This window comes from Paenibacillus sp. JDR-2, assembly GCF_000023585.1.
Taxonomy (GTDB): Bacteria; Bacillota; Bacilli; order Paenibacillales; family Paenibacillaceae; genus Pristimantibacillus.
In genome coordinates this window covers 3,233,301-3,258,850 of sequence record NC_012914.1, presented here as the reverse complement: position 1 = coordinate 3,258,850, position 25,550 = coordinate 3,233,301, and the positions used below count along the sequence as shown (strand labels likewise).

Below are 25,550 nucleotides of genomic sequence, written 5' to 3'. Positions count from 1 at the left end.
GATTTCGAGTTATAGTGTAACTGTAAAATACTATATCTAGTTATAGCCAATAGCTATATCACGGAGCTGGTGCTATCGCCTGATGCAAAGCCTCGATATAGGCGGTCCCAAGCTTCGATAACGCGGTGCTCCGGTGCGCAATCCAGCCGACATTAATCGTCTCGTCGGTATCAAGCGGCACTGGAATAATCTCGTTTCCGTTCAGCTCCGCGCTCAAGACACCGGTCGAGATCGTATAACCGTTCAGGCCGATCAGCAGGTTAAACAACGTCGCGCGATCGTTGACCCGGATGCTTTTTTTATGCGATAACGTACTGAGAATCTCCTCGGCGAAATGGAAGGAGTTGTACTCCCCTTGGTCAAAGGACAGATACGGAAACTCGTCCAGCTGGTCAATCGTTACCTTGGCTTGCTTCGCCAAAGGGTTCTTAATGCTGATGAAAATATGCGGCTTTGCCGTGAACAAGCTCGTAAACTGCAGGTTTGAGTCTTTCAGCAGCTTATTGATTACTTTGCCGTTAAATTCGTTCAGATAAAGGATGCCAATCTCGCTTCGCAGGCTTTTTACGTCTTCGATAATTTCGTAGGTCTTCGTCTCCCGCAGCGACAGCTCATATTCCTCTTGTCCGTGTTCCTGCACCAGACTAACAAAAGCATTTACTGCAAATGCATAATGCTGCGTGGAGACGGAAAAATGCTGTGGAGACGGCTTTCTGTTCAAATACCGGCCTTCCAACAGCTCTGCTTGCTCCACTACCTGACGGGCATAGCTGAGGAACTCCACTCCCTCCTTCGAGAGGGAAATTCCTTTATTGGAGCGCTCGAAAATCGCCAGCTGCAGCTCTTCTTCCAGATCCTTAATCGCGTTCGACAGCGTTGGCTGCGAAATAAACAGCCTCTTCGCCGCTTCGTTAATGGAGCCGCGGTTCGCAACTTCGATGATGTATTTCAGTTGGGTTAAGGTCAATGTTGTTCCTCCCGAATTCTAGTGATCTTAAGTCTCTTCCTATCGCGGATGCCTAGCTGAACCAAAAAGAAGATAATTTGCGCCACAATAAAAATTACCGGAACGAACAGCTCTAACAACCCCCAGTCCCAAGGGAGCATCATCAGGCCGGATGAATCCCCTTGAAACTTTGCATAAATCATGAATAATATTCCCGGTATGATGGAACAACTTAACCATAAGTAATAGGTTTTATTATGCTTTCTCGAGATATAGGCATTGGGAAAGCTAATTAAAAGTACAATGGTGTATCCCGCTAAGTACAAAAATTCAAAGTCATCGAATCCGGCTCCCAGAACGATGGATGCAAGTATGTAGGAGCCAATTATTGCGATATAACTTGCGAATATTTTCACACAAGTCCTCCTCTGTCCGTCAATTCCGGCTGCCATCCGGCGCTTTGCGACCAGAGATGCGCTTTATGCAGAATGTCCCATACGATCGGCCCTTTTCCTTCGACATACTTAATGCGTTCATGCTTGTACTGCTCCATTAACCTGTGCTTCTCTTGCCCGTAGCGCAGGCAATCCTCCGGATGCTGCCGCAAATAACCCCGGAATAACAGGTTCATCTGCTCCGAAAAGCTCCCTGATTGCCTTACGTGAATATGGATTCTGCAATTGCCGGGAGCTTCTCTGAAGTATCGCTTTGACAAGTCGGGATTGTCTTCCCTATAAACGAATCCGAGCTGTTCAAGCCTGGATTTATAACCATCCAGCTCGGCCAATCGGGAAACGGATATTTGAATATCGATAATAGGCTTTGCATCCAAACCGCTGATGGAGGTTGATCCGATATGATCAATTCTTAAAGCAATATCGCCTAGGGCTGCTCGCAGTTTCGCGGCTGTTTCCTGGAACATGTCATGCCACTGCGGATTATGCACGGCAATTCTCCATTGGTCCTCCATGCTTGCAATCTCCCCTAACCGTTCATTAGTTTTTAAACAATTCTTTGAGCACCGTCTTCCGGTTCTCGAGAAATCTGCGTGTCACAATGTAGTGCAGCGTATCTTCATATGCGATTTCCTCAACGGGCTGCTCATCGAAATTGTAGATTTGCGCTTCCGGATACCCCAGCAGTATCGGAGAATGCGTTGCAATTATAAACTGAGCTTCCTCCGATAAATCTTTTATAACCCGCATAAGCGCCAACTGTCTGGCCGGAGATAACGCCGCCTCGGGCTCGTCAAGGAGATAGATGGCCTTTTTGCCGAACCGGTGCTTGAACAGCGACAGGAAAGCTTCCCCATGCGATTGCTGGTGCAAGGAGCGGCCGCCGTAATTGCTTAACACATCGGGATCAAGAGTGTCGATATAGGAAGCAAAATGATAAAAGGTCTCGGCACGAAGGAAAAACCCATTCGTCACCTTAGGCATCCAGGCCAGCCTGATGGCGTTGCCTAGTATCGCTGATGAAGAATCCACTTCATAAGCGTTGTTCCTTCCTCCGCCAGCCGTATGGAAACCGCATTGATAAGCAATGGCCTCAAGCAAGGTCGATTTGCCCGAGCCGTTCTCGCCTACGAGAAACGTTACGTTTGAACGGAAATGCAGCCTGTCCATCGACTTGATCGCCGGAATCGTGAACGGGTATTCCCGTTCATTTACATGCTCGTCCCGCCTGATCTCCACGCTTCTTAGAAACACAAGCTTCAACTCCTACTGCTCTATTATCGTTGATTTGGCTACCTTAAGATCCTTCCCGTATTCGAGTTTAATCGTAACCGGGTATTCCGCAGGGGATAGGTTTCCGGGTACCAAAGCTACCAGCTTGTTATCCATCACTGCATAATTCAAGACGTTGCCAAACCCTATTTTATCATTCCAGGCGCCGGCGGCAGATTTCGCGTAATCTTTGTTATAAGTTTGTCCGTCAATATCAACCGTGACTTTCACTTTATCGCCTATGCTCTGAATACTGGAATGAGAATGATTGATTATGTAATGGAGGGGATTCTCGACAGCCAACTCCGATAGGTCATCTTCATTTAAGATATGGAGTTCTTGCGCATTAACGCCTGTCCCATACCCCTTCGTCAAGACAATTATAATTTCATTATCGCCGTCCTCATTCAGATCAGCAACCTCTATTGCCGGATAATACGCAGGATTTATGACATTGGACCAAGTGAACGATTTGGATACAGTTGATGTGCTTACCGAAATCTCCTTGAATAAGCCGTTTTCTTCTTGCTGCCCGGCTAACGTGATATCCTGCAGTCCTTTGAGCATAACCTCTTGATCGCCTATGGAATATCGAACTTGCTGTGCATGCTCCCCGTTATTCGAACCACAACCGCTTAACAGCGCAACAATCGCCGCAGCAAGTATCATTTTTTTCATCATAGCCATTCAGACTCCTTTATATGGAAAATAAAAACATACACCTCAAACGGGCCATGTTTACTCTTTGTTTCATTTTCCATAAAAAAATGACTATCTCGTCAGGAGATAGTCATTCCTTCATCAGGGCTGAACCCGCGGTTTATCCGCCTGGCAGTTCGGATTCGGAACCAGTCCCAGCTGGGCTAGCTTCGTAAGGTAATAACACTCTTCCCGCATCATATGATCGGGCATTAACGGGCTGATCCGGTCAAGCACCTCATCGGTTACCTCAAGCTCCTCGAGCTCTTTCAGGAAGGCTACAAACAGCTTCATCTCCACATCCACTTCTTTATGAAGCCTGCGGAATGCGGGAAAATCCTTCAATTCCGTTCTCATATAACCTGCCATTTCAATACTTTTTAAGTACAGCTGGTTAAAGCGTTCTTCGAATATTTGAGTCTGCTTGATCAGCGGCTTCTCAACAAAATCCAGGTCACTGCCAATAGCAGCCGCATGACCGGCCGCGTCCGGCAGCCACAAAAAATCATGGTGAAGGGCATCAAACACCGGAACCGGCTTGCCTGCCGCAAGCTCCTTCAATATACGAAGATATTCCTCCAGCTCGTTGACCATATGGTTCAGAAAAGTCGGAGTCAGCATGATTTTTACTTTTCCTAACAAGGCTCTCTCCAGCAAACTCAGCTTGAACGACCGCAATTCGATCGTCAATTCAAGCGACTGCCTGCTGATGGACAAGCAATCCGTCTCCGATGAGGACTGTCTGGCATACTCGAGTAACTGATCAAAAGCCGTTATAAAATAATGGGCAAGCTTAATATCATTGCTCTCGACAGGCGACAAGGTATTTAAGATAAACCTGCCATGATCCCCCAAAATCTGCAGCCAGAAGCGATGCTCATACCATTCAGATTTGGCCAAACGCTGATCCCTCCTCCGGGTTCCGTTTCCCTTAGAAGGTATGAAGGGATACGGCCGGATATAACGTTTTAACCTTGCTTTGGCTTTATCGTAAATAGCGCAATAAGAGCAGCTGCAGCACAGCAAACCGTTAATAGCCAGAATAAAGAGGATTTCGAGTGCTCAATAAGCAAAGCCGCCAAGGGAGGTCCCGCCGCAACCCCTAGAAACCGGATACTGCTGTAAAAGGAGGTGACCGTGCCACGCTGTTCCTTCTCAATTCCTTCCGTCAGCAGGGCATCGAGGCTGGGCAATGCAGCCCCAAGTCCAATGGAGCCTGCGAACAGGATAATAATAATGAACCACAGAGAACCGCGTCCCCCAAATGCCAGGAATAACAGGCTGCCTCCTGCCTCAATAAAACCGATGACGCTAATCCACTTCATCAGCTTCTTATTCTGGCCGATCCATTTGCCGATCGCCCACGAGGTGGAACACAAGGCTGCGAGCGGAATAGCAACGAGGCAGCCTTTCAAAATCCCGTGACTTCCTCGTTCCTCAAGAATCTCCGACAAATAAAACAAAGAGGCAAAGATCGCGAACATATTGATTCCGCCCGCCACGTACACGCCCCAAATCCATCTCCCCTTCTCCCGGAATAAGGAAATAACATCCCGTACAAACTGTCCAAACGGAACAGCCGGCTTTTTATCTTTTGGAGCTTTAACCCATATAGCAACTAATAGGAATGAGATCAGACTGAATACCGGAATGAACCAAAATGGCATATACCAGGTCCATATAGCTAACGCCGATCCAATAATCGGGGCAAGAACTTTGCCGAACGTATTTGCTGTTTCAACAAGGCCAAGGCCGTTGCTCACATCTTCTTCCTTCTTAAATAAGTCCCCGACAAGCGGAAGCACAACCGGAAAGCAGCCTGCCGCTCCCAATCCCTGAAATAACCTCCCCGTCATAACAAGAGCGTATGGTTTATTAAACGAAACAGCGGCAAAGCCGCAAAAGGCGCCTGCCGCCGCAACCAGCAGCAGCCCAGGCAGAATCACTTTTTTCCTTCCGATGCGGTCTGACAGATATCCCGCAATCGGAATAAACAAGATCGCTACAGCCGCATAAGCCGTAATTAACAAACTGGATTGTACCGTGGTTATTCCCATTGCTTTCTGCATGGAAGGAAGAACGGGGATCAAAATTGAATTTGCCAAAGTCATCGTTAAAGGAATTGTTGCGATGGAAGCCAAATCTAATCGCTTCTTTTTTTCCATTACTTCCTCCAAGTAAACCAGTCGGGATTAAATTGAGCACCGCCTATTAGAATGGTCCTTTCCAATTCAATTTATTACGGCTTAAAAATTTGAATAGTAATCAAGCCGTAAGGGACTATATACGTGTTCGTCAAACCAAAGGAGGAATTCAACAACATGCAGTTCGCAAACAACAATCAAGCAAGCCAATCCCTTCATCAATGTGAGCAAGTGATTCAACAGCTGGTTAACCAAACGCAACAAGCCAGCCAAAATTATCAAATGCTGCTTCAGCAAGAACAGCAAAATGCGCAACGTCTTGAAGAGCTTGCGGCACGCGAGCAAAAAGCAGCTCAAATCATCCAAACCGCTCTCCAAGGCCACCAAACCGCTATTCAGCAGCTTCAGCAAGTATCGCAAATATGCAGACAAGTGGAGAATATGATTCACACGCAATTCAACTCTTCGGTTTCGCAATCCTTTAATACCCATACTCCGTCCTACAACACGGGATATGCATCGCAACAGCCACAACATTCTTATTCGAACTTCAACTCCCAAAACGACGGCATGCATTCGACGCCATACCGCTCGATGCAATAAGACACAAACAAGCCCGCTGCAGGCTGGTGCCTACAGCGGGCTTGTTGTTTGTTTTACCGGACAATAATCGTTCCGGCCGGCAACCGTTGAAATGTTTCCGGACTACCTCATTTTCCCATAATCCTTCGCTTTAAAATGCAGCTTGCAGTCGATCTCGACTTTTGGGTACTCCTCGCGCCAGTCCAGCTTCTTCCACGCCTCGTATTTCATGCTGTTGCGGACATAGATACCGATGCCCAGGCTGTCCACTTTATGCTGTTGCAACTGCTTGATCAGTCGATTTGCTCTAGCCGACAAAATTTCCGAAACCTTGCTCTCCACCTCATGCCGCTGTGCATCATTGCTTAACTTCTTGTTCCCGATGTATTCATGAACAGAACCTCTGATATGACCGTTTATAGATACATGAATCGTTCCGCCTGCTTTATGTTCGACATGTACCTTTCGATCGCTGAGAACGGAAGAAAACATGATAAATTCAAGAGAACCTTTTTCTTCGCTTCTCCCGAGATCCAGGCTCATATCCCCTTTCTTGAAATTACCCCGCAAGATCGCAAATAACAAGGAATCCTTGTTAGGAATTTTGGCAACGTATTTATAATCCTGAAATAACCCTATGCCATCGACCGAAATATCATTGCCCACTTCCTTCAGAACAGGAGCGACTGGATCAATCCCGTCATCGTAATAATCCCTTTCAAACTCGTATAGGGTTGTCTTCGGAATACGATGGTTGCTACTCGATTTTTCTAACAGGCGGTTAATGTATTTGTCGGTGGAAAGATGCTGCTTGTAATCTTTGACCAGCAAATCTTTTGCATTGCCGCTTACCAACGTGATTTTAACGAGCGGTGAGATTGACGTATCCCTCAGAACACTGTTGATTTCATTGGACAAGTCTTTACGCGCGAGAGCATCCGAATAAAGCAGCACGCGAATCTGGCCGTTAACAAGCAGCAAGTCTGTCTCATTGGAAAATTTAACTCTCGCATCCTTCGAGCTTCTGCCAACTGCGGAATGGATTTCCCTCTTTAATTTAATCGTTGGCTCCGCTCTTGGCACGCTGATGGCAATTTCCACCTGATCTTCCGGAGCGGTGTCATAGCTGGCCGCATAGGTAAAACCGATTCTTTCCAAAATCCGGTAATCGCAGCCAGGAAGCACAATAAGCATAACCAACGCAAGCAAGCTAATTCGCATTTTTTTCATGAGCAGGACTACTCCCCATATTCTGAAACATAAGTACAATAAGCAGTATTACGGGCAAGCCAAATGCAATGCCGCATTCAATCAAACTTAACGTACTAAGCCAATCCCCCACCTCGTTAAGCGTGTCCGGTATGAAGGCGATCAAGTAACATGTCATCACAAGTATAAACGCAAGGAAATTGCCTTTCAGCTTGGGGAAGGATTGCTTGACCATTTCCAATGCACACCACTCATACATAACAATGGAGAATAGGGCGGTAAACAAAATGAAACCGTACAGTAAATTTTCCATCCTTTCAATAAAGGGAAACCGGATATAGGCTAACATTTCAAGAACGGGAAAAGCTTTGTTTTTCAACTGCTCGAGACTATAGACTCCAAAGGTAACGATGGAAAGATAAAAATAAGTGAAAGTTGTCATGCCGTTGCCGATCAAGGCAGACTTTACAAATTTCGTCCTCTGATTCATATAACCAAACGCAAGAAGAAGGACCTCGTAACCAAGAAACGATGAATAAATATCGAGGCTTTCCAGGTAACTGAAATGTCCTCCCTTGAATAGAAAAGGCGTTAATCTTGACCAGTTAAAGTCCGAATAGAAAAAGAACAGCAGCAAAAACATCCACGCGAACAACCAAAAGAAGACGGTGGAAGCCTTCGAGATGTTATACAAGCCCTTTGTCAGCAGCCAAAAGACTAAGGCATCCATGATCAGCTTGAATTCCATCGGATTTGTGGTCGGAAAGGCATACATTTGGAAGATAAGAATATACTCCTTCCCGGCCATACATCCAAGCATCGCGCAATTCAAAGCAATAGCCAAATAAACCGGCACGAGCAGAAACTTGGGGATCGACTGCTCCAGAATCTGAAAGATCGAACGTCCTTTCCCAAGCTTATATACCGCACCAATCAAGAGGATATTTACGGCCGCTATTAGCCCAAATCCCAGTACCGTAATCCATCCGTTTGTTCCAAATGTCTCTGCAAGCAACTGAGGAAGGATTAGCGCCATCACACCGGTTTGAATCATATAGACGAGGATTGTGGTATGGAACGGGGAAAGCTTCTCCTTCGTCTCGGTATTCATGGCAATCACTCCTTGGTTTTATTTCGCACCATGTTAGGGGAAGCGCTCTGTGATGGTCTCTCACGCAACCACTGGAACGGAGCGCGAATGAAAATATCCTTCCAGTCCTTTGGCTCAAACGGAGCAACAGGATTAAGGTAAGAAGATCCCATGCTGGTCAGTCCGCTTAAGTGAATGACGATAGCCGCAATGCCAACCACCAGTCCAAAATTGCCCAAGAAGCCAGTCAATAAAATAAGGCCAAACCGGATTAAGCGGATCGATGCGCTCATTACATAGCTCGGAATGACGAACGAGGCAATCGCCGATGAAGCGACGGCGATGATCAGGATGTTACTGGTTAGCCCAGCCTGTACGGCCGCTTGCCCGATTACGATACCGCCAACGATGCCAATGGTCTGGCCGATCTTGGTTGGAAGTCTGGCCCCTGCCTCACGCAGCAGTTCTATCGTAACCTCCATGAGCAAGGCTTCATATAACGGCGGAAAAGGTACTCTCGTCCTGGATTCGGTAAGCGTCATCAGCAGATTCTCCGGGATCATCTCGTAATGAAACGTCGTAACGGATACATATAGGGCAGTAAAGCTAATCGTAATAAGAAACGCAATGAAGCGGAGCAGTCTGATCGCGCTGCCCAATATCCATCGCTGATAATAATCGTCGGACGAAGAGAAAAACTCGAAAAACGAAGTCGGCAATGAAAGTGCGGACGGGCTTCCATCCACAAGGCCCGCTACGCGTCCGGCAACGAGCTTCGAGACAATGGCGTCCGGTCGCTCCGAAGTCAGATACTGCGGAAATATCGAGTATTTATTGTCATCCATGTATTGAATGAGCATATTCGTATCGAGAATAGCGTCAACCTCGATCTTCTGAATCCGTGTTTTCGCCTCTTCAACAAACTTCATATTGACGATATCCTTCACATAGAGCAAATACACATCCGTCTTGGTAATCTCGCCAACCGACAGCTTAATCACCTTTAGATGGGAGCTCTTGAGCCTGGCGCGAATCATGGCAAGACTTGTATTGATTTGCTCCGTAAAAGCATCATGCGGGCCGGTAATAACCGTCTCCGTTTCGGATTGGCTGATCGCTCTTGATTCCGGGCTGAAAACATCAAAAACATATGCATCCGGGCCATTAAATACGGCTATGCCGCCGGACAATACATCCAGAATTAACGTCTTGCTGCTGGTTGTTTTGAAGGATTGCAAATGCTTTAGCATCATGGCGATTTCCTCACCGCTTCCGCTAAGCAGAGGAGACAAAATATGCCGGCTAAGCTTATCCTTGTCCGTCAATTGATCGAAGTACACAAGGTCAACCTGATAATCCGGGAACGTGCGGTGCGTAATGTCGCTGCATTCTTTAAACTCATCAAGCGTGTGCGCGAGCGTTGGCGGCTGGGAGTCCTGTTCGGGTGGAGGCTGCTTGTTCGGATCGGAATTGTTCCCCGATTCCTTAACGATCATGTTTCGCAATGTTTTAGAAAAAGTCATCCGCACACCTCTGCCAAGGATAGAATAAATCTTAGTTTGCATAATCTTCCTGAAAATTAACCAAAAAAAACCACGATCCGAGATCGCGGTTTCTAACCTAAGTTATTTAGCTTAATAAAGATGGTCCTCTGTTTTCACCGCGACCTGCAGTTCACCGTTCTCCGCTTTCGAATCAATGGTAACGTCGGCTTTTCCTCTGTAATTATTTTCGATATAGCCAAAAATCGTGATTTCCTGTTTCGTAAGCTTATCCTCATACAGCAGGGTTATGGAGCCTTCTCCGAAATTTTTAGGCATGACATGGAGCTTTTGCTCCGAATGAGCCTCCATCTTAAATATTTGCGAACCTTTGGGATAAACAAGAGTCAGCTGGTTAATTTCCTGATCCAAATGATTGTGGACCGTAATTCGAAAACCTTCCTCACCCTTACGGGATAAAACCATAACTGCAAGAACAAACATAATAACCGCGGCAACCAAAACTTTACGCATGAATACCTCCTCTTCTCACTAATTTCCAGTTTAATCCGATTTGCATCCCCCGTAAAACAAACCAAAAGAAAAAGAACGGGGGCTGCCCGTTCTTTTTGTTAAATCTATTATTTTGCAGGTACGGAGAAGCCGTATTTCACGAACACGTCAAGCGTTTCCTGCGATTGCAAATACGTGTAGAAATCCTCCGCTTCCTTGCTGTGTTTCGTTGCTTTCACGATTCCGATCGGATACTGGATGGCCGTGTAGGTTGCCGGATCCACATTAAACGCGATCTTCACTTTATCCGAAGTTAAAGCATCCGTCTTATACACAAAGCCTGCGTCCGCGTTGCCTGTCTCTACATATTGAAGCACTTGTCTAACGTCCTTGCCTTGCACGGATTTGGATTGCAGAGAATCCCACAGCTTCGCATTGGTTAACGATTCTTTCGCGTAATTGCCGGCCGGAACGCTCTCCGGAATACCGATCGCTACATGCTTCACATCCGCTTTGGTCAGATCAGCTTCCGTTGCAAGCGCAACGCCGCCATCTGCCGGAACGACTACAACAAGCTCGTTGCTGAGCAGGTTCGTTTGTTTGTCCGTATCAATAAGCTGCTTGTCAACCAGTGCCTTCAAGTTCTTCGCGGCAGCGGACAGGAACAGATCGGCCGGAGCTCCTTGTTCAATTTGCTGCTGCAGAGCGCCCGAAGCGCCAAAGTTGAAATTCAGCTTCACATTCGGATTTTTCTCCTCGTACGTTTTCTGAATGTCGTTAAGCGCATCCGTCAAGCTGGCCGCAGCGGATATGGTAAGCTCAACCTTCGTTTGAGGTTCATTTTTTGTAGTATTAGCTGTGCTTGTGCTGGCATTGCTGCCTGCTGCGTTGGTACTGGTTGCGTTATTAGCAGCTGTATTGTTGTTGCCGCAAGCCGCCATAACAAGCACCATAATAGCCAGACCTAATAAAACCAAACTGCTTTTAAACTTTCTGCTCATCCGATCTCCTCCAAATATATCTGTTTATATCTATTTATAACTAGTTTATATCATACATCACTATACAATCCAATAGAAAATTGACTTTTTGTTTCCGAAGCACAATAGAGTTGTATGTTATGTTACAATATGGCCAAACCGTTGAATTGAAGGTGAAGACTTTAATGGCCGATGATATTTCCTATACAACCGAAGAAATCGCCCAGATTCTTAAAGTATCCAAGCTAACCGTCTATGATTTGATCAAGAAAGGCGATCTGCCTTCCTACCGTGTCGGCAAGCAGATGCGGGTCGATGCATCGGATCTTGAAGCCTATAAACTTAAAACAAAAAACGCGGGAAAAGGAACGGAATTTTCCGCACCCATACATCCTATTGCACAGTCCGCGAATAGCTTTCCCGTCGGAAGCAGCCGCCCGATTGTCATTACCGGTCAAGATGTAAGCCTGGATCTGCTTGCGAAGCATATGGAAAAACATATACCGGGCATCCGTCCCTTACGCTCTTATGTCGGCAGTCTGGATAGCCTGATATCCATGTATAAAGGAGAATCGGATATTGTCAGCACTCATCTGCTGGATGGCGAATCGGGCGAATACAACCTCCCCTACGTCAGGAGATTATTGATTGGCTCCTCTTATAAAGTAGTTCATTTACTCAAGCGCCGCGCAGGCTTGTATGTTGCCAAGGGAAATCCTCTCCAGCTTGGCGGCTGGGCGGATCTTGGACGACCAGGCCTCCGGTTCGTAAACCGGGAGAAAGGCTCCGGTGCCCGGGTTCTGCTCGACGAACAGCTGAGGCTCCACGGAATAAAGGCTGAACAGCTTACCGGCTATGAACATGAGGAAAGCAATCATATCGGTGTCGCCGGGAAGGTTGCATCGGGGGAAGCCGATGTTGGGGTTGGCATTGAGAAAGCAGCTAATATCGTGGGCAATGTGGACTTTATTCCGCTCATTCAAGAGCAATATGATCTGGTGCTGCTGAAGAAGCCGGAGAATATGGCGTGGATTGCAGCCGTCCAGGGCATCATTAACTCCCCTGCTTTTCAAAATGAGCTTCGTTCCGTTTCCGGTTATGATTTGTCATTGACGGGACAGGTTTTGTTTGAAACATGAGAGTTTGCGGTTAAAAGGGCAAACTGCGTATTTTGAATGTTCTTCCGATCGCCGTTGCTCGTGGATTCCTTTAATTAGGTTATATCGTTGGAGTCCACGAGCAAAAGCGAGCGCTATCGCTTCTCCAGAATCATTCGAAATGCTCCGTTTTCTTTTAACCTTTTGAGGGAATAAGAAAAAGGCGGCTGCGCAGAATTACTACTGCACAGCCGCTTTTTTAGTTAGAGATGTCTTCTTTCGTGATTGCAAATAAGAGATGGTCTTCCCATTGACCATTTATTTTTAGGTAACGCCGGGCTAAGCCTTCTTGTCTGAAGCCTGCCTTTTGGAGTACGCGGATGGAACGCTCGTTTTTTGGCATTACACCCGCTTGAATACGATGCAGCTGAAGCTCCTCAAAGGCTTCGCTTACAACTGCCGAAACGGCTGATGTCGCATAACCTTGGCCGTTATGAGCCTGATCGATAAAGTAGCCCATGTACGCATTCTGGAACACGCCGCGGGACACGCCTGTCAGGGCAATCCGGCCAATCAGCTCATCCGTTTCCGTCAGGAATATTCCGTAAAAGTAAGCCTGTCCCTGCTGTGCAGCGGAAATTCCGTTACCGATTTCCTTACCCTGCTCCTCCAGCGTATAATGCTTCTCATCACGTATGGGCTCAAAAGGCTGAAAGAATATACGATTCCGCAGCTTCAGCTCAAGCAGCGGTTTTATGTCGCCAGGCTCAAGCATCCGCAAATAAATCCCGTTGTTATTTCTCATTTCCGCTATTCCTTCGAACGTTCAACTTTATGGACGAATTTGTCCATTAATTGCTGCAGCACCTGCAAGGTAGCAAAGTCCGTTAACCGGCCGTCATCGTCAAACTTCAAATGCGCCTGGGCAAGCTTTAGCTCCGGACGGTTTACCGGATCCATATCAAGCGCAAAAATCAGCTGGCGCATATTCGTTTGCGCTCTTGCCGTGCCGCTCGGGCCGGATGAAGCACCCATAACGGCAACCGGCTTCGTCGCAAGCGGCGCGCCGATATTTTTCCGGGATACCCAATCGAGTGCGTTCTTGAGCACGCCGGTAATTAGTCCGTTATATTCGGGAGTACTGATCAAGAAGCCGTCTGCAGAGCTGCACAGCTCGGCGAACTGCTTGACGGATTCCGGCAGATCCTCCTCGAGATCCTGATTATAAAGCGGCAGATCGCCAAGGTTGGCGTACGTGTATGTATAGTTCTCAGGTAAAAACACCGCCGCGTTTTTTAACAGCGTTTTGTTCAGGGAAGCTTTGCGCAAGCTGCCTGTCAGGCCAACAATATGATAGGACTGCGTCATGATGTGCATCTCTCCTTCAATCTTAAAGTATACTGTGCAAAATACGGCACAACTTTAAGATTAACCGATTTCATCCTCCTCGTACATAGCCGCCTCGCGGTCACGGATATGCCGCCGCAGATTTGAAGCCAGCTCCCGGTCGATGGTTCCTTTCTCGTACAAGGTCTGAACCTCATCCCTTTCGGCCTGGATCGCAATCCAGTGCATCTCTTTTCGCGCTTCATTAAAGTCATGAGTCTTATTCCTCGAATGGATCGGCATCGCCTTCATCCGTTTAATAATCTGATGATAATACGCCGTTACGCATTCCGTCGGATCGTCTTTTGTATCGGGCTGGCATCTGGCATCCATCTCTTCAAGTACCGCCTCCGAGCATTGCAGTCTTAGTCCGCGAAGCGTTGCGATATCGGCCTCGGAGAATGCTAATTTTCGGCCTGCGCTAGTGAAGTTCGCTTTCACTTTGCTCCATATTCCTTTCAATACCATACGCCACAAATGGAGCCGGTTAGCCAAGATAAGCTCGATCTGATCCAGCATTTTATAGTAGAAATTCGCATGCTTCTCGCTGATGCTGCCCTTCTCCAGCTGCTCATTTACATATTTCCGTTCGATATCGAGCGCTACAATCCGCATCTCGAGCTCCTGCTGACGGCGGCGGGGCAGCGGTCTGTTCTGGTTCTCGCGCATCTCCAGCTCCAGGATCATCCTGCGGTACTCGGCAATGACGGACTCTATCGCCTCTTCATTCGCCTCATGGTTTACCCGCTCCAGATGGCGGATAGCAGCTCCCAGCACCTTCATCTGCCATTCCCGTTCCTCATGGGCCTTCTCCGATTCATCCGCAATCATTCGTTTCTTCGCGATTAACGGAAGCAGGATACTGGCCGTCAGAAGCGACAGCAGAATAATAAAGGCGGCGAGAAAAATAATCAAATCCCTTTGAGGGAAGGGATTACTGTTATTGAGCACCAACGGTATCGAAAAAGCACCTGCGAGCGTTACGGCTCCCCTTACACCGGAAACCGTCGTAAGAACAATGACTTTGAGACTGAGCTTATCTTTTCCAAACCAGGTGAACAGGAAGGTCCAGACGAACCGGAGCACCAGCAGCAGCACAAAAATAACGATCGCATAACCAATGACGACTCCGTTATTAAAGTCAGGATCCTTGAAGATTACCGAGGTGACCTGCGGGATTTGAAGACCTAAAATAACAAAGACAAGCCCGTTTAAGATAAACAGGATTACCGACCAGGTATTGACCGATACAGCCTTCAGCCTTGGCATGCTGTGATCAACCCGGTCATCCTCTATGGCATGGACAATTCCGCCGGCCACTGCCGCTAGGATACCGGATACGCCCAGTTCTTCCGCGATTAGATAGAGCAGAAACGGCGTAACGAGCTGCAGCAGCATATGCATCGTCTCGTCCTCCAGTCCTGCCCTTCTAAGCAGCTGCCGGATTCCAATGATTAGAAAAGCAAGCACTGCCCCAATGAGCAGTCCGCCGACAGCAATAACAATAAAGCTGAACGTTGCTTTATGCAGCGAGAATACTCCTGTCATGGCTGCAGCGATGGCGAATTTGAAGGCAACAAGACCGGATGCATCATTCATCAGGGCTTCGCCTTCCAATAAGCGCATCAAGCTTTTGGGCAGCTGAATCCGTCCGGCTAGGGCGCCAACGGCAACCGCATCCGTTGGAGACAAAATAGCCGCAAGACCAAAGGCAGCAGCAATAGGAATGGTCGGAATCATCCAGTGAATCGTATAGCCAACCACAACTACCGTTGCGAACACCAGCCCTACGGACAGCAGCAGAATGGGAGCACGCAACCGCCATAGCTCATCGCGCGGTGTATTTCTTCCGTCGTTGTACAAGAGCGGTGCGATGAACAGGATAAAGAATAGTTCCGGCTCCAGATGCAGATGGAACCCAATCGGAATAACGGCAATTACAGCTCCGAGCGCAATCTGGATAAGCGGAACCGGCACGAATGGAATAAAACGATAAATGACATTGGACACGCCAATCAGGACAAGCATGACGAGTACGATAACAAAGATTTCCAAGCGGGTTCCTCCATCCATTTCTATTACAAAAGGGATCAGCCGCTTATTGCGATCGATCCCCTCCGTTCTTTCTTCTACCTGCAATTGACGCATCATCTATACGTGCATTACCCGCAATCTATTCACTTGAACCAGTGCAGCTGTAATACGGAATTAGCATACACTACAGGAGGTTTTTTCATTCTGTGCTAATCACTAACAAACGCAACAAAAAAGAAACCACGGATACCCGTGGTTTCCACCATTATTATTCTGCCGCCAGCAAAACCTTATCACCTTGCTTGATTGTACCGGTCTTCACGACTGAAGCATATACGCCAAAATGCAGATTAAACTCTTCGTTCACTTTTCGAAGCAAAGTTGGGTCTTTCACCTGGGTATCCGGATTCATGGTAATCAGCACGCAGCGCTGGCAGAAGCTGTCGACCTGCAGCTGCACATCGCCAATCGTCAGCCTGCGGCCGATCCAATCGCCTTCTGTAATCGTGTCTTCCGCGACCTTAACCACGAAGTTGGCACGGAAACGGCGCTCGTCAAGCTCCTTGCCCCAAGTCTGCTGAAGCTTGTTCAAGGAGCTGTCCGTAATGATCAGAATACTCGCTCCGTCGACGGACAACAGCTGCGGATGCTCGGGATGCGCTTCTTTCATAGCCGACATCGTCAGCCTTGTCTTCGTCTGGCTCTGGATCTCTTCCAGTAATCGTTCATCCCAGCCGTACTCTTGTCCGTCAGGTCCCGTAATCCGGATTTCCCCATCCTGGAACGACGCCTGATAGTTCAATAGATTGGGTATGTTCCTTGCCGTTATGTATTTATACCAATCCTTCTTCGTCTCATCGTAAAAGGTGACAAACCTGTCTCCGAGCATGCCATACTCTTCGATTACGCAATCCTCAAGCTTCTCACCTGCAAACGATTTTACCGGATATCTGTATAGTTCCTGAATCTCGCCGATCTGCACGTTCTAATGCCCCTTTGTCCCAGCATTATAGATTAAATAATAGAAAGCTTTATCTTAATTGCTCAAGCAGTTCAACAAGGCGCATATATTGCCATTCCCGCTCCTGATCGGCGATCAGCTTGGCTTGCGCTTTATCTGCCCGATCCCGGATAGCCGTAGCCGCGTAAGACGCGGCATGTACGGCATGACTGGCAACATGGGCAGTTGCTGCCGCATGACCGGCTGCCCGTGCGGCTCGGGATGCTGCGCTGCTAGCTGTAATGACATCGCGTGCAGCGGTATGCGCTGCAGACGCCGCTTTGCGCGCGGAGGACATCGGAAGCTCGCCGCGCGACCAGGCGCGGGCTGCAAGAATAGCCTCCTGCATGCGGTTATCCTCGGAGAGGACAATTTCGAAGCATGGACGGGCCCGATCGGCACAATCCGCCGCCCATAAAGCCAGGACGCGATGATCGACTTGTTTGACCAGGTCTGCGATTCGTCTGTCCGGATCAATTAGCCCTTTCATATTGTGCTCACCTGTCGACTGTCACTTTGTTCCATTGTTCTTCGATCTCCTTTATTTGTCGTAAATGATGACGGGTATGCATCTCAATCAGATCATGCCACTCTCTGGCATTCAACCAGCCAAATCCGCCGTGTCTCACCTTATAAAGGGGATGGATGGCGGCAATCCGCAAATCCCAAACTCTCATGTTATCTATTAATTGATTCAAATCAAAAAGATGATCTTCTTTGTTTTTTACATCGTCTGGACTGTATTCCATACCTTCGGGCAATTTGATCTTTACCGGCGGAAAAGCGCCCTCTTCGAACAATCTCTCGCCTGCTTCCGTTTTGCCGCTCGGCTGCTCGCTGCAGGACTCGTCGCATTGCCTGATATTGTCCAGATATTCAAGAGCAACATCAACGATATGCGAATAGACCTGACCGAGGGACCAGGTTCCGGGCTTTATCCGGTAACGTAATTGTTCTATTGTATACTGATCAAGCCTTTCCATATAAGTATAAATAACTTCCAGACCTTTCATTGGCCACCTCTTTATGCACGCCCTACCTACAGTATATACCGTTCGTCTGCGATAATCATCTCTATGACCTGTTCAATTGAGCGGTTGTTGTTATTAACAATATGCCGATTCTCAACTCCCGATTCAAGGAATTCGTTCATTAATATTAGGCAGCGTTCTCCCATCCGGTGCTCGGGAAGCCGCGTTTGATCCCGGGTCAGCAGCGTTTCCCGATCCGTCCATAGCACAACATAGGAAACGTTCGCCAAGGTCCCTCCCAGCTGTTCCTTCAACCGTAACGCTTCATTCGGAAAAGTCACATAGTCGATTACGACATCAATACCTTGAGCAAGAAAGTTGCGGGTCAATGCCAATAGGTTTGTCCAAATAAGCGCAAGTTCTTCTTGGCTCTCCCAAGGCTTTTGCCTGCCTTTTACATGCAGATGGCTAATATAGTCACCGGAAATATACGCAGAATCCGAGAAGCGTTGCACAAGCTGCTTCGATGTCGTGGACTTCCCTACTCCTGCAGGACCGGAAATAATATAAACATGATTCATGACGAGTCTCCCCTCCCGGAAAAAGAAAACGCACTTTCCATCAAGGATAAGTGCGTCTGTCTTCTTAAATTATAATAGTTGGCTATTCTTGGAGTCAATCGAGCTACAGCGTTGCTTCCGCTTTCGCTTCTGCAATGGCGGCAAGCGCTTTTCTCCAGCCTCCATAGGAAGTAATATCCTCAGCATCAACCGTCCCGAAAGCCTCGCAGATAAAGCCCGGCACGATGCTGCCATCCTCGAGCTCGACTTTGCCAATTCCAAGCGGAGCCGGTATAGCAGCCGTAAAGGCTCCGAATGTGGCAATCGGCATCTCCCACACTTCTACTTCAATGGACGCCCCGCCTTGCGGAAGCTTCAGAAGCCCCGGCTTTGAAGGGACCGTCTGCAGCTTCATCAGTTTATAAGACGGTGACGTCCGGTCCTCCCGGATAAAAACGGCCCCATGCTCCTGCATTTGGCGTTCGAGCGGCAGACCTCTCATATGAAGGCCGCATACAGCCACAAGCGTAGATGGCTGAGGCTCTTGTGCCGTACGAATGGTTTCGCCAAGCCGGAATAGCATGCCTTCCTCGCCTGACCCGGCAAACAGCGTTATGCCAAACGGCAATTCCGGAGCCGCATCGCCGGAAGGAACGGCAAGAGCGCTCAGATCGAGCAGATTGCAGTGGTTCGTATACAGCCCCATCGCGCTATTCGTGCTGATCGGGTCAACCGCCACTTGTTCGCGTGTCCACGTCCCGCCTGCCGTCGGCATGACGAGCACCGCGCCTTGAAGCAGCTTTTTAGCTTCCAGCTTATAGCTTTGCAGCTTGTGAAAGGCGGTAAACACGGATGCCGCGTCAAATTCCGGCTTGGTCGCGCCCCGGAGTACTTTTTCCGTAACCGGGAACGTCACACCCGGATGCGCTTCGATGAAGCTTCCGAGCGCCGACCAGCGCTCGGCCACCCATGGACCTTCATATAATAAAGCTGCCGCAGCCTGGAATAATTGAATATCTACATATTCTACAGGAAGCTTTAAAGCCTTTAGCTTATTTACGGATTTCTCCCAAGCCAAGCGGTACGAATCGGCAAACGGTCCATAGAAGGACAAGGGGCCATCCGGAAGAAGCAGCTTAGCAGGGAGCTTGCGCTGACCAACCGTTATCTCCTTCGACCAAGGATCATCCGCCTGAATGCCGCGGACAACCCGGTCCACCAGCTCCGCATCCTCTAGATTATGGGCAAATACCGTCACGCAGTCCAGGCTCTCGCAAGCCGGAACAACCCCTTTGCTCGGCCATGCGCCAACGCTTGGTTTAAGACCCACCAGATTATTCAGCGCGGCGGGTACCCTGCCGGAGCCAGCCGTATCCGTGCCGAGGGAAAATACCGCTTGCCCCAAAGCGACCGCCACGGCCGAGCCCGAGCTCGAGCCGCCGCTGATGAGTTCCGGACGCAGCGCATTATGCGTATCGCCGTACGGGCTTCTGGTACCGACGAGACCGGTTGCAAACTGGTCGAGATTGGTTTTGCCGACAGGGATTGCACCGGCATGAATAAGACGTTCAACGACTGCCGCATGCGCGGAAGGCAGATAAGAATAATCCTCGCAGCCTGCCGTTGTGGGCATGCCGGCAACGTCGATGTTGTCTTTTACCGCAAACGGGATCCCCCACAGCGGCAGCAAAGTACGGTCCAGCTCATTCAACCGGTCTAGGTACCGCTGAATGTACGCCAGCGACGGCGGCGTTATCCAGATATTCTTTGCGTTATCGGATTCGGCACGCTCAATAATGGATTGAACAACTTCCGAAGGCGTAAGAGCACCGTTCGCGTATTGCTCGCGAAGCCAGGAAATGGTCATTAACGATTGGAGTTCGCTCATATGCGGCTCAGCTCTCTTTCCACTAGTTTCGAAATGCCGACAATCAATTGGCCGGCATTAACGCCGTCACCCGGCTTGACATGCACGGAATGAATGATGCCGTCAAACGGAGCATTTTGCGAGAACTCCATTTTCATCGATTCTACGATGATAAGCGTATCGCCTTTCTTTATGGAATCGCCCGGATTTACAAGCACTTTCCATACGCTGCCCGGCATGGAGCATTTCATGGCGTCCACGTCCGAAGGCAGCTCTTCATCGCTGACAGGCTTCGCCGAATCCTGCTCCGACACGTATTCGGCAAGTCCAAGCTCCTTCCAGCGATCTCTTTCTTCATTAAAGGCTAACTGCTGCTGGCTGCGGAACTTATCCGCGCTTTCCTCGATGGAATCCAGGAACTGCAGATACTCGCCAAGATCAAACGTTGTTTCCGTAATATCCGCCTCGAACCTGCCGCGCGGGAAATCCTCCCTCAGCTGCAGCAATTCCTCAGCCGTAACCGGATAGAATTGAATCTGATCGAAGAAGCGGAGCAGCCACGGCTTGCCGGCTTTGAAGCTTTCCGTCGAACGCAGCTTGTTCCACATTTGGATCGTCCGTCCAACAAACTGGTAGCCGCCAGGTCCTTCCATGCCGTATACGCACATATAAGCTCCGCCGATGCCAACGGCATTCTCCGGTGTCCAGGTGCGGGCCGGATTGTACTTCGTTGTCACAAGCCGGTGACGCGGATCGATTGGAGTAGCCAGCGGTGCGCCAAGATAGACGTCGCCAAGACCAAGCACGAGGTAACTGGCGTCAAATACAATGCGCTGAACATCATCGATGCTGTCAAGACCGTTCACGCGACGGATGAACTCCAGATTACTCGGGCACCAAGGCGCATCCGGGCGAACGTTCTGCTGGTAGCGGTCAATTGCGAGCTGCGTCGCCGGATCATCCCACGATAAAGGAAGACGGACAATACGGGACGGAACACGGATCGATTCGAGCGGCGGCAGGCTGCCGTCAATGGCAAGGAGCTGTTTGGCCGCTTCGCGGACGCTCATCCGCGCGGCATCGATATGCACCTGCACCGAACGGACGCCAGGCGTCAGATCGAACACCGGAATGACGCCGTTGTCGCGGATAGCTTCTATAAGTGCATGCACCTGGAAGCGAAGCAGAAGATCCAGCTCCAGGGAACCATACTCGACAAGCAGATTCTCGTCGCCGCTGCAGCGGATGGTAATCGGGAACTTGCGCCCTGCATCCTCGCGGTACAGAACCGGATATTCCGGCGAAAATGCAACATGTAAAGCCGGCAATCCGCCAGCTTGAAGCCCACTCGCAAGACCCTCCTCAATCGCATTCAGCAGTTCCTCCTGCTGCTTGCGAAGCTCTTCGGCTTCTTCCAGCGTTACGAGCTGGAAGCGTACTTTATCGCCGGGATGGAGCTGGCCCAGCTTCCAGAATTCGGCCGATGCCGTCGTTACCGGGCAGACGAAGCCGCCAAGGCTAGGGCCGTCCGGACCAAGCAGGATTGGCATATCGCCGGTCAAATCGAGCGTTCCGACAGCATAGGCATTATCGTGAATATTGGATGGATGAAGCCCAGCTTCCCCTCCGTCTTCCCTCTCCCACAGCGGAGCCGGACCAATCAAGCGCACGCCGGTTCTCGAGCTGTTGAAGTGAACCTCGAAGCTTGTATTCGCAAGCTGTTCCAGATACTCCGGCTTCAAAAACTCGCTTGTGCAATGCGGCCCCGGAATTACGCCGATCGTCCATTCGCGGGAAATAGCCGGGTGAAGCTTTGTGGGAAGCGGATCCTTAACCACGCTCTCTGCCGTTCCTTGCTGGCGGTTCACGCCAAGGACGTCCCCGGTTCGCAGCGCGCGTCCGCCATGACCGCCAAAGCCGCCAAGCGTAAACGTTGCTGCACTGCCCAAAACAAGCGGCATGTCAAAACCTCCTTCGATCAGGAGGTACGTACGCAGACCTTCCTCCGACTCTCCGAAGCTAAGCACTTGCCCGCGTTCCGCTCTTACCGGCGTGTACATCAGAATAGCCGCGTCGTCCAGAGCCGGCTTCATATCGGCGCCAGTTACGCAGAACAGCATGCTCTCACGGAATCTATAGGAGCCGCCGCGCAGCGTCAGTTCAAGACCGCTTGCCTGATCGGCATTGCCGAGCAGCTTGTTGCCGATCCGGAAAGCGAGAGGATCCATCGGTCCGCATGGCGGCACGCCTACATCCCAGTGGCCAACCCTGCCCGGGTAGTCCTGAACCGTCGACTGAACGCCGCCGTCCAGTACTTCAAGCGCGGACTCTGCCGGGGCAAAACCGTTTAACAGCTGGGTAAATACATCGCCTGCAACGAATTGGTTCTCGTCAAGCAGCGCCTGGACATACTGCAGATTTGTCGTAATGCCATAGAAACGCGTCTCGTTTAAAGCCTGCTTCAGCTTGGCAATGGCATCTTCGCGGTTCTCGCCATGCACGATCACTTTAGCGAGCATCGGATCATACAACGTCGTTACCGTAATCCCGTCGCGGACCCAAGTTTCCGTACGCGCTTCACCGGAAAATAACGCCTGATCCAGCTGGCCTGCGCTTGGACGGAATCCCTGCAGGCAATCCTCCGCGTAGATACGGGCCTGAATACTATGGCCCTTAGACTCCGGAACAAGAGCTTCCAAGCCGCTTAGCTCTCCCGCTGCTTCCTTCACCATCCACTCTACGAGATCAAGACCAAGCACTTCCTCCGTTACGCCATGCTCAACCTGCAGGCGGGTATTTACCTCAAGGAAGTAGAACTTGAAGCTGGACGGATCGTACAGGAACTCAACCGTCCCTGCGCTGCGGTATCCAGCCTCGGCCGCAAGACGTTTAGCGCAAGCGAGAATTTCGGTCCGCACCTCTTCCGGGAATTGCGGTGCCGGGCTCTCTTCGACAACCTTCTGGTTGCGGCGCTGCACCGAGCAGTCCCGTTCGCCGAGGGCTACAACCTCGCCATTGCCGTTACCGAAAATCTGTACTTCCACATGGCGCGCTTTCGCAATATATTTCTCGAGGAACATGCCGCCGTTCTTGAAGTTAGCCTCCGCAAGATGACGCACGCTATCGAAGGCAGCGCGCAGCGCTTCTTCGTCCTCGCACACCCGCATGCCGATTCCGCCGCCGCCGGCCGTGCTTTTCAGAATAACGGGATAGCCGATCTCGGCTGCATGAGCTACGGCTTCATCCAGCTGGGTCAGAAGAGGAGTACCCGGCAGGAGCGGAACATTGGCTTTCTCGGCCAGCTCGCGGGCGGAATGCTTCAGGCCGAAGGCTTCCATCTGCTCGGGGGTAGGTCCAATAAAGACAATGCCGTTCTCGCGGCAGGCGCGGGCAAAATCCGCGTTCTCGCTTAGGAAGCCGTATCCGGGATGGATAGCTTGCGCTCCGGTGTCTCTGGCAATCTGCAGAATGAGTTCCGCGTTCAGGTAGCTTTCCTTTGCAGGTCCTTCACCCAGAAGCACCGCTTCATCGGCCAAATCAACGTGCAGGCTGTCTTGGTCGGCTTTCGTGTATACGGCTACGGAGGCAATTCCCATTTTGCGAAGGGTTCTTTCAATTCGAACCGCAATAGCTCCCCGGTTGGCAATCAGTACTTTTGTAAACATCGTAATCTCTCCTCTTCTCCCAAGATGGCTAGTGGTTCCAGATCAAGACGCGAATCGGCGTCGGATTATAGGCATTGCACGGATTATTCAGCTGTGGACAATTACTGATCAGAACGGCAGTCCGACCGACCGATTGCATTTCCACGTAAGCTCCCGGCGAGGAGACGCCGTCATCGAATTTCAAGCCACCTTCCGGCGTAACCGGCACATTCATGAAAAAGTTGACGTTTGGCGCCAAATCGCGCTTGTTATAGGGCTCGCCCCGCTGAGCAAGCTGCAGCATAAACGTATCCCGGCAGTTATGCATGTGCAGCTTCTCGTGGGCGTAACGGACCGTATTGCTCTGCGCGGAGCAGGAGCCCCCAACCGTGTCATGCCGGCCGCATGTATCCGCAACAATCTTCACCAGCTCTTTGCCCGATTCGGCTAGCAGGACCGAGCCCGTCGTCAAATAAATATTCTGCTGATTCGTAATCGTAGCGACCGCGCTGTAATGATCCTCCGGATTATCCGCATCGAAGAACAACGTGTCCGCCGCCTGATTCCCTTCCAGATCCACGATGCGAAGCACTTGACCAGGCTCCAGATCATGCATCCAGCCATCCCCTGCCAGTACTACTTCGTTATATATCGCTGCCTCAGGCAAGCGTGTGCTTTCTACCCGGTTAAAGCTTCCCATAGGTGTATCCCCCTCAATTTTTCGCAATATTCCGTCTATTGGAGCTCCAGCAATTGATAGTAGCTCCACGTATTCTCGAAGGCTCTGCGGTTCTCCGGCCTGAAGTTCAGGCAATAATCATCCTCGTTCACCGGTTCGGCTGCCGACACTTCAATGCTAATCGGTACTGCCGGGTATTCCGTTCTAGGATCCAGCGGGTTAGGAGTATTCGATACGACAATCAGAACATCCATTTCGGTGCGGAGAACAACCGATGCGCCAGCCTCGCAATAACCTAGCTCATAATGCATTTGCCCTTCGTCATCCACGTAAACCTTGGAGAACAAATTCACAACCGGCGACATATCTCTGAGTCCAAGCCCGTTACGCGTCAGTTCAACAGCAAAGTTCTCTTGTCCGGACCGGAACCATTCATTCCGAAACTCCTGGTAGGTCGTCTCGCCGTACTTGCGGTCGGTAAGAGCCCTTGTCGTGTAGCCGCTGATTGTATCATGCCAGCCCAGGCTGTCTTCCACGATGCTTGCAAGCACTCTTCCGTTATCGCTCATAAGCGTATGGCCTTTCGTTAAATGCGCGGTATATTGTGCCTTTAACGAATCCGGCATGTTGTAGCGCTCCGTCAAATCCTTCGCGTTAAAAAGCATAATCGACAGGTTCGCGCCTTCTTCCATAGCCCTAAAACGAATCAGTCTGCCTTTGCTTACCGCTCCAGACCATTTCTCCCCCGCGCGGATCGATGTTTTCCAAGTGCTGCTCATCGCAATGTCCCCCTTTGAATATAAAAAGCCCGGGAGAATGATCTCCCAGGCTTTTGTCCTTCCGTGTCATATGCCGGCTGCTTTAATAAGCTTTCCGCCATACGCCGTCTCTCGGACCAGACTTGACGTTTACCCGTCAACGGAACCCTAGACAGCTTTTTC

At 49.8% G+C, this 25,550-nt stretch carries 25 protein-coding genes and 1 riboswitch; of the genes, 2 read left to right on the top strand and 23 right to left on the bottom strand.

Annotated elements, in window-relative coordinates; genetic code table 11:
* Window positions 1-58: 58 nt before the first annotated feature.
* The 7 genes from PJDR2_RS14320 to PJDR2_RS14290 form a co-directional block, all read right to left on the bottom strand.
* Window positions 59-967, bottom strand: coding sequence for a LysR family transcriptional regulator (locus tag PJDR2_RS14320; RefSeq protein WP_015844422.1), 909 nt, complete (start codon window positions 965-967; stop codon window positions 59-61).
* A complete protein-coding gene (locus PJDR2_RS14315) occupies window positions 964-1,362 on the bottom strand; it encodes a hypothetical protein (protein WP_015844421.1) in 399 nt (132 codons plus the stop codon). Before PJDR2_RS14315 ends, PJDR2_RS14320 begins: the two co-directional genes overlap by 4 nt.
* The gene (locus PJDR2_RS14310; RefSeq protein ID WP_015844420.1) at window positions 1,359-1,916 is read right to left on the bottom strand and encodes a GrpB family protein; all 558 of its coding nucleotides are present in this window, start codon (window positions 1,914-1,916) and stop codon (window positions 1,359-1,361) included. The genes PJDR2_RS14315 and PJDR2_RS14310 overlap by 4 nt, the downstream gene beginning before the upstream one ends.
* A gap of 25 nt (window positions 1,917-1,941) precedes the next feature.
* The gene (locus tag PJDR2_RS14305) at window positions 1,942-2,655 is read right to left on the bottom strand and encodes an AAA family ATPase (RefSeq protein WP_015844419.1); all 714 of its coding nucleotides are present in this window, start codon (window positions 2,653-2,655) and stop codon (window positions 1,942-1,944) included.
* 12 nt (window positions 2,656-2,667) lie between these two features.
* A complete protein-coding gene (locus tag PJDR2_RS14300; protein WP_041613451.1) occupies window positions 2,668-3,354 on the bottom strand; it encodes a membrane lipoprotein lipid attachment site-containing protein in 687 nt (228 codons plus the stop codon).
* Between the two features lie 120 nt (window positions 3,355-3,474).
* Window positions 3,475-4,272, bottom strand: a complete 798-nt coding sequence (locus PJDR2_RS14295; protein WP_015844417.1) for a DUF2935 domain-containing protein — start codon at window positions 4,270-4,272, stop codon at window positions 3,475-3,477.
* Between the two features lie 68 nt (window positions 4,273-4,340).
* The gene (locus PJDR2_RS14290) at window positions 4,341-5,537 is read right to left on the bottom strand and encodes an MFS transporter (protein ID WP_015844416.1); all 1,197 of its coding nucleotides are present in this window, start codon (window positions 5,535-5,537) and stop codon (window positions 4,341-4,343) included.
* A 156-nt stretch (window positions 5,538-5,693) separates the two neighbouring features.
* Between PJDR2_RS14290 and PJDR2_RS14285 the strand changes: the two genes are divergently transcribed.
* Window positions 5,694-6,119, top strand: coding sequence for a hypothetical protein (locus tag PJDR2_RS14285; RefSeq protein ID WP_015844415.1), 426 nt, complete (start codon window positions 5,694-5,696; stop codon window positions 6,117-6,119).
* A gap of 102 nt (window positions 6,120-6,221) precedes the next feature.
* Here PJDR2_RS14285 and PJDR2_RS14280 read toward each other — a convergent pair whose 3' ends face one another.
* The 5 genes from PJDR2_RS14280 to modA all read right to left on the bottom strand — a co-directional run bounded on the left by PJDR2_RS14280 (window position 6,222) and on the right by modA (window position 11,392).
* Window positions 6,222-7,328, bottom strand: a complete 1,107-nt coding sequence (locus PJDR2_RS14280) for a Ger(x)C family spore germination protein (protein WP_015844414.1) — start codon at window positions 7,326-7,328, stop codon at window positions 6,222-6,224.
* Entirely contained in the window at window positions 7,309-8,418 is a 1,110-nt protein-coding gene (locus PJDR2_RS14275) for a GerAB/ArcD/ProY family transporter (protein WP_015844413.1), read from the bottom strand. Before PJDR2_RS14275 ends, PJDR2_RS14280 begins: the two co-directional genes overlap by 20 nt.
* 5 nt (window positions 8,419-8,423) lie before the next feature.
* Window positions 8,424-9,920: a spore germination protein gene (locus PJDR2_RS14270; RefSeq protein ID WP_041613450.1), complete on the bottom strand. Its 1,497-nt coding sequence runs from the start codon at window positions 9,918-9,920 to the stop codon at window positions 8,424-8,426.
* 111 nt (window positions 9,921-10,031) lie between these two features.
* Window positions 10,032-10,412: a hypothetical protein gene (locus PJDR2_RS14265; protein WP_015844411.1), complete on the bottom strand. Its 381-nt coding sequence runs from the start codon at window positions 10,410-10,412 to the stop codon at window positions 10,032-10,034.
* Window positions 10,413-10,519: 107 nt separating this feature from the next.
* Window positions 10,520-11,392 carry a molybdate ABC transporter substrate-binding protein gene (gene modA / locus PJDR2_RS14260; protein ID WP_015844410.1) on the bottom strand — a complete coding sequence of 291 codons (873 nt, stop codon included), beginning with the start codon at window positions 11,390-11,392 and terminating at the stop codon, window positions 10,520-10,522.
* 164 nt (window positions 11,393-11,556) lie between these two features.
* On the opposite strand from modA, the gene PJDR2_RS14255 reads away from it, so the two are divergent.
* Complete coding sequence (locus PJDR2_RS14255; RefSeq protein WP_015844409.1) at window positions 11,557-12,510, top strand: helix-turn-helix transcriptional regulator; 954 nt, start codon at window positions 11,557-11,559, stop codon at window positions 12,508-12,510.
* Between the two features lie 217 nt (window positions 12,511-12,727).
* On the opposite strand, the gene PJDR2_RS14250 is transcribed toward PJDR2_RS14255, so the two are convergent.
* The 11 genes from PJDR2_RS14250 to PJDR2_RS14200 all read right to left on the bottom strand — a co-directional run bounded on the left by PJDR2_RS14250 (window position 12,728) and on the right by PJDR2_RS14200 (window position 25,388).
* Window positions 12,728-13,273, bottom strand: coding sequence for a GNAT family N-acetyltransferase (locus tag PJDR2_RS14250; protein ID WP_015844408.1), 546 nt, complete (start codon window positions 13,271-13,273; stop codon window positions 12,728-12,730).
* A gap of 5 nt (window positions 13,274-13,278) precedes the next feature.
* Window positions 13,279-13,836, bottom strand: coding sequence for an NADPH-dependent FMN reductase (locus tag PJDR2_RS14245; protein WP_015844407.1), 558 nt, complete (start codon window positions 13,834-13,836; stop codon window positions 13,279-13,281).
* Between the two features lie 60 nt (window positions 13,837-13,896).
* Window positions 13,897-15,909, bottom strand: a complete 2,013-nt coding sequence (locus tag PJDR2_RS14240; RefSeq protein ID WP_015844406.1) for a Na+/H+ antiporter — start codon at window positions 15,907-15,909, stop codon at window positions 13,897-13,899.
* A 247-nt stretch (window positions 15,910-16,156) separates the two neighbouring features.
* On the bottom strand, window positions 16,157-16,870 hold the full coding sequence (locus PJDR2_RS14235) for an MOSC domain-containing protein (protein WP_015844405.1): 714 nt from the start codon (window positions 16,868-16,870) through the stop codon (window positions 16,157-16,159).
* 49 nt (window positions 16,871-16,919) lie between these two features.
* Entirely contained in the window at window positions 16,920-17,378 is a 459-nt protein-coding gene (locus PJDR2_RS14230; RefSeq protein WP_015844404.1) for a putative immunity protein, read from the bottom strand.
* Between the two features lie 7 nt (window positions 17,379-17,385).
* Window positions 17,386-17,901: a DinB family protein gene (locus PJDR2_RS14225; protein ID WP_015844403.1), complete on the bottom strand. Its 516-nt coding sequence runs from the start codon at window positions 17,899-17,901 to the stop codon at window positions 17,386-17,388.
* Window positions 17,902-17,927: 26 nt separating this feature from the next.
* Window positions 17,928-18,440 (bottom strand): AAA family ATPase, encoded by a 513-nt coding sequence (locus PJDR2_RS14220; RefSeq protein ID WP_015844402.1) that lies wholly within the window; start codon window positions 18,438-18,440, stop codon window positions 17,928-17,930.
* A gap of 103 nt (window positions 18,441-18,543) precedes the next feature.
* Window positions 18,544-20,307, bottom strand: a complete 1,764-nt coding sequence (gene atzF, locus PJDR2_RS14215; protein ID WP_015844401.1) for an allophanate hydrolase — start codon at window positions 20,305-20,307, stop codon at window positions 18,544-18,546.
* The gene (gene uca, locus PJDR2_RS14210; protein WP_015844400.1) at window positions 20,304-23,951 is read right to left on the bottom strand and encodes an urea carboxylase; all 3,648 of its coding nucleotides are present in this window, start codon (window positions 23,949-23,951) and stop codon (window positions 20,304-20,306) included. The genes atzF and uca overlap by 4 nt, the downstream gene beginning before the upstream one ends.
* A 28-nt stretch (window positions 23,952-23,979) precedes the next feature.
* Entirely contained in the window at window positions 23,980-24,630 is a 651-nt protein-coding gene (locus PJDR2_RS14205; RefSeq protein ID WP_015844399.1) for an urea amidolyase associated protein UAAP2, read from the bottom strand.
* A gap of 35 nt (window positions 24,631-24,665) precedes the next feature.
* Window positions 24,666-25,388: an urea amidolyase associated protein UAAP1 gene (locus tag PJDR2_RS14200; protein ID WP_015844398.1), complete on the bottom strand. Its 723-nt coding sequence runs from the start codon at window positions 25,386-25,388 to the stop codon at window positions 24,666-24,668.
* Between the two features lie 40 nt (window positions 25,389-25,428).
* Window positions 25,429-25,550, bottom strand: a riboswitch (guanidine-I (ykkC/yxkD leader).

Coding starts and splice junctions, on each gene's coding strand:
- PJDR2_RS14310 (WP_015844420.1), bottom strand. CDS start 1,916: ATGGAGGACCAATGGAGAATTGCCGTGCATAATCCGCAGTGGCATGAC.
- PJDR2_RS14300 (WP_041613451.1), bottom strand. CDS start 3,354: ATGATGAAAAAAATGATACTTGCTGCGGCGATTGTTGCGCTGTTAAGC.
- PJDR2_RS14290 (WP_015844416.1), bottom strand. CDS start 5,537: ATGGAAAAAAAGAAGCGATTAGATTTGGCTTCCATCGCAACAATTCCT.
- PJDR2_RS14285 (WP_015844415.1), top strand. CDS start 5,694: ATGCAGTTCGCAAACAACAATCAAGCAAGCCAATCCCTTCATCAATGT.
- PJDR2_RS14280 (WP_015844414.1), bottom strand. CDS start 7,328: ATGAAAAAAATGCGAATTAGCTTGCTTGCGTTGGTTATGCTTATTGTG.
- PJDR2_RS14275 (WP_015844413.1), bottom strand. CDS start 8,418: ATGAATACCGAGACGAAGGAGAAGCTTTCCCCGTTCCATACCACAATC.
- PJDR2_RS14270 (WP_041613450.1), bottom strand. CDS start 9,920: ATGACTTTTTCTAAAACATTGCGAAACATGATCGTTAAGGAATCGGGG.
- PJDR2_RS14265 (WP_015844411.1), bottom strand. CDS start 10,412: ATGCGTAAAGTTTTGGTTGCCGCGGTTATTATGTTTGTTCTTGCAGTT.
- modA (WP_015844410.1), bottom strand. CDS start 11,392: ATGAGCAGAAAGTTTAAAAGCAGTTTGGTTTTATTAGGTCTGGCTATT.
- PJDR2_RS14255 (WP_015844409.1), top strand. CDS start 11,557: ATGGCCGATGATATTTCCTATACAACCGAAGAAATCGCCCAGATTCTT.
- PJDR2_RS14250 (WP_015844408.1), bottom strand. CDS start 13,273: ATGAGAAATAACAACGGGATTTATTTGCGGATGCTTGAGCCTGGCGAC.
- PJDR2_RS14245 (WP_015844407.1), bottom strand. CDS start 13,836: ATGACGCAGTCCTATCATATTGTTGGCCTGACAGGCAGCTTGCGCAAA.
- PJDR2_RS14230 (WP_015844404.1), bottom strand. CDS start 17,378: ATGAAAGGGCTAATTGATCCGGACAGACGAATCGCAGACCTGGTCAAA.
- PJDR2_RS14225 (WP_015844403.1), bottom strand. CDS start 17,901: ATGAAAGGTCTGGAAGTTATTTATACTTATATGGAAAGGCTTGATCAG.
- PJDR2_RS14220 (WP_015844402.1), bottom strand. CDS start 18,440: ATGAATCATGTTTATATTATTTCCGGTCCTGCAGGAGTAGGGAAGTCC.
- atzF (WP_015844401.1), bottom strand. CDS start 20,307: ATGAGCGAACTCCAATCGTTAATGACCATTTCCTGGCTTCGCGAGCAA.
- uca (WP_015844400.1), bottom strand. CDS start 23,951: ATGTTTACAAAAGTACTGATTGCCAACCGGGGAGCTATTGCGGTTCGA.
- PJDR2_RS14205 (WP_015844399.1), bottom strand. CDS start 24,630: ATGGGAAGCTTTAACCGGGTAGAAAGCACACGCTTGCCTGAGGCAGCG.
- PJDR2_RS14200 (WP_015844398.1), bottom strand. CDS start 25,388: ATGAGCAGCACTTGGAAAACATCGATCCGCGCGGGGGAGAAATGGTCT.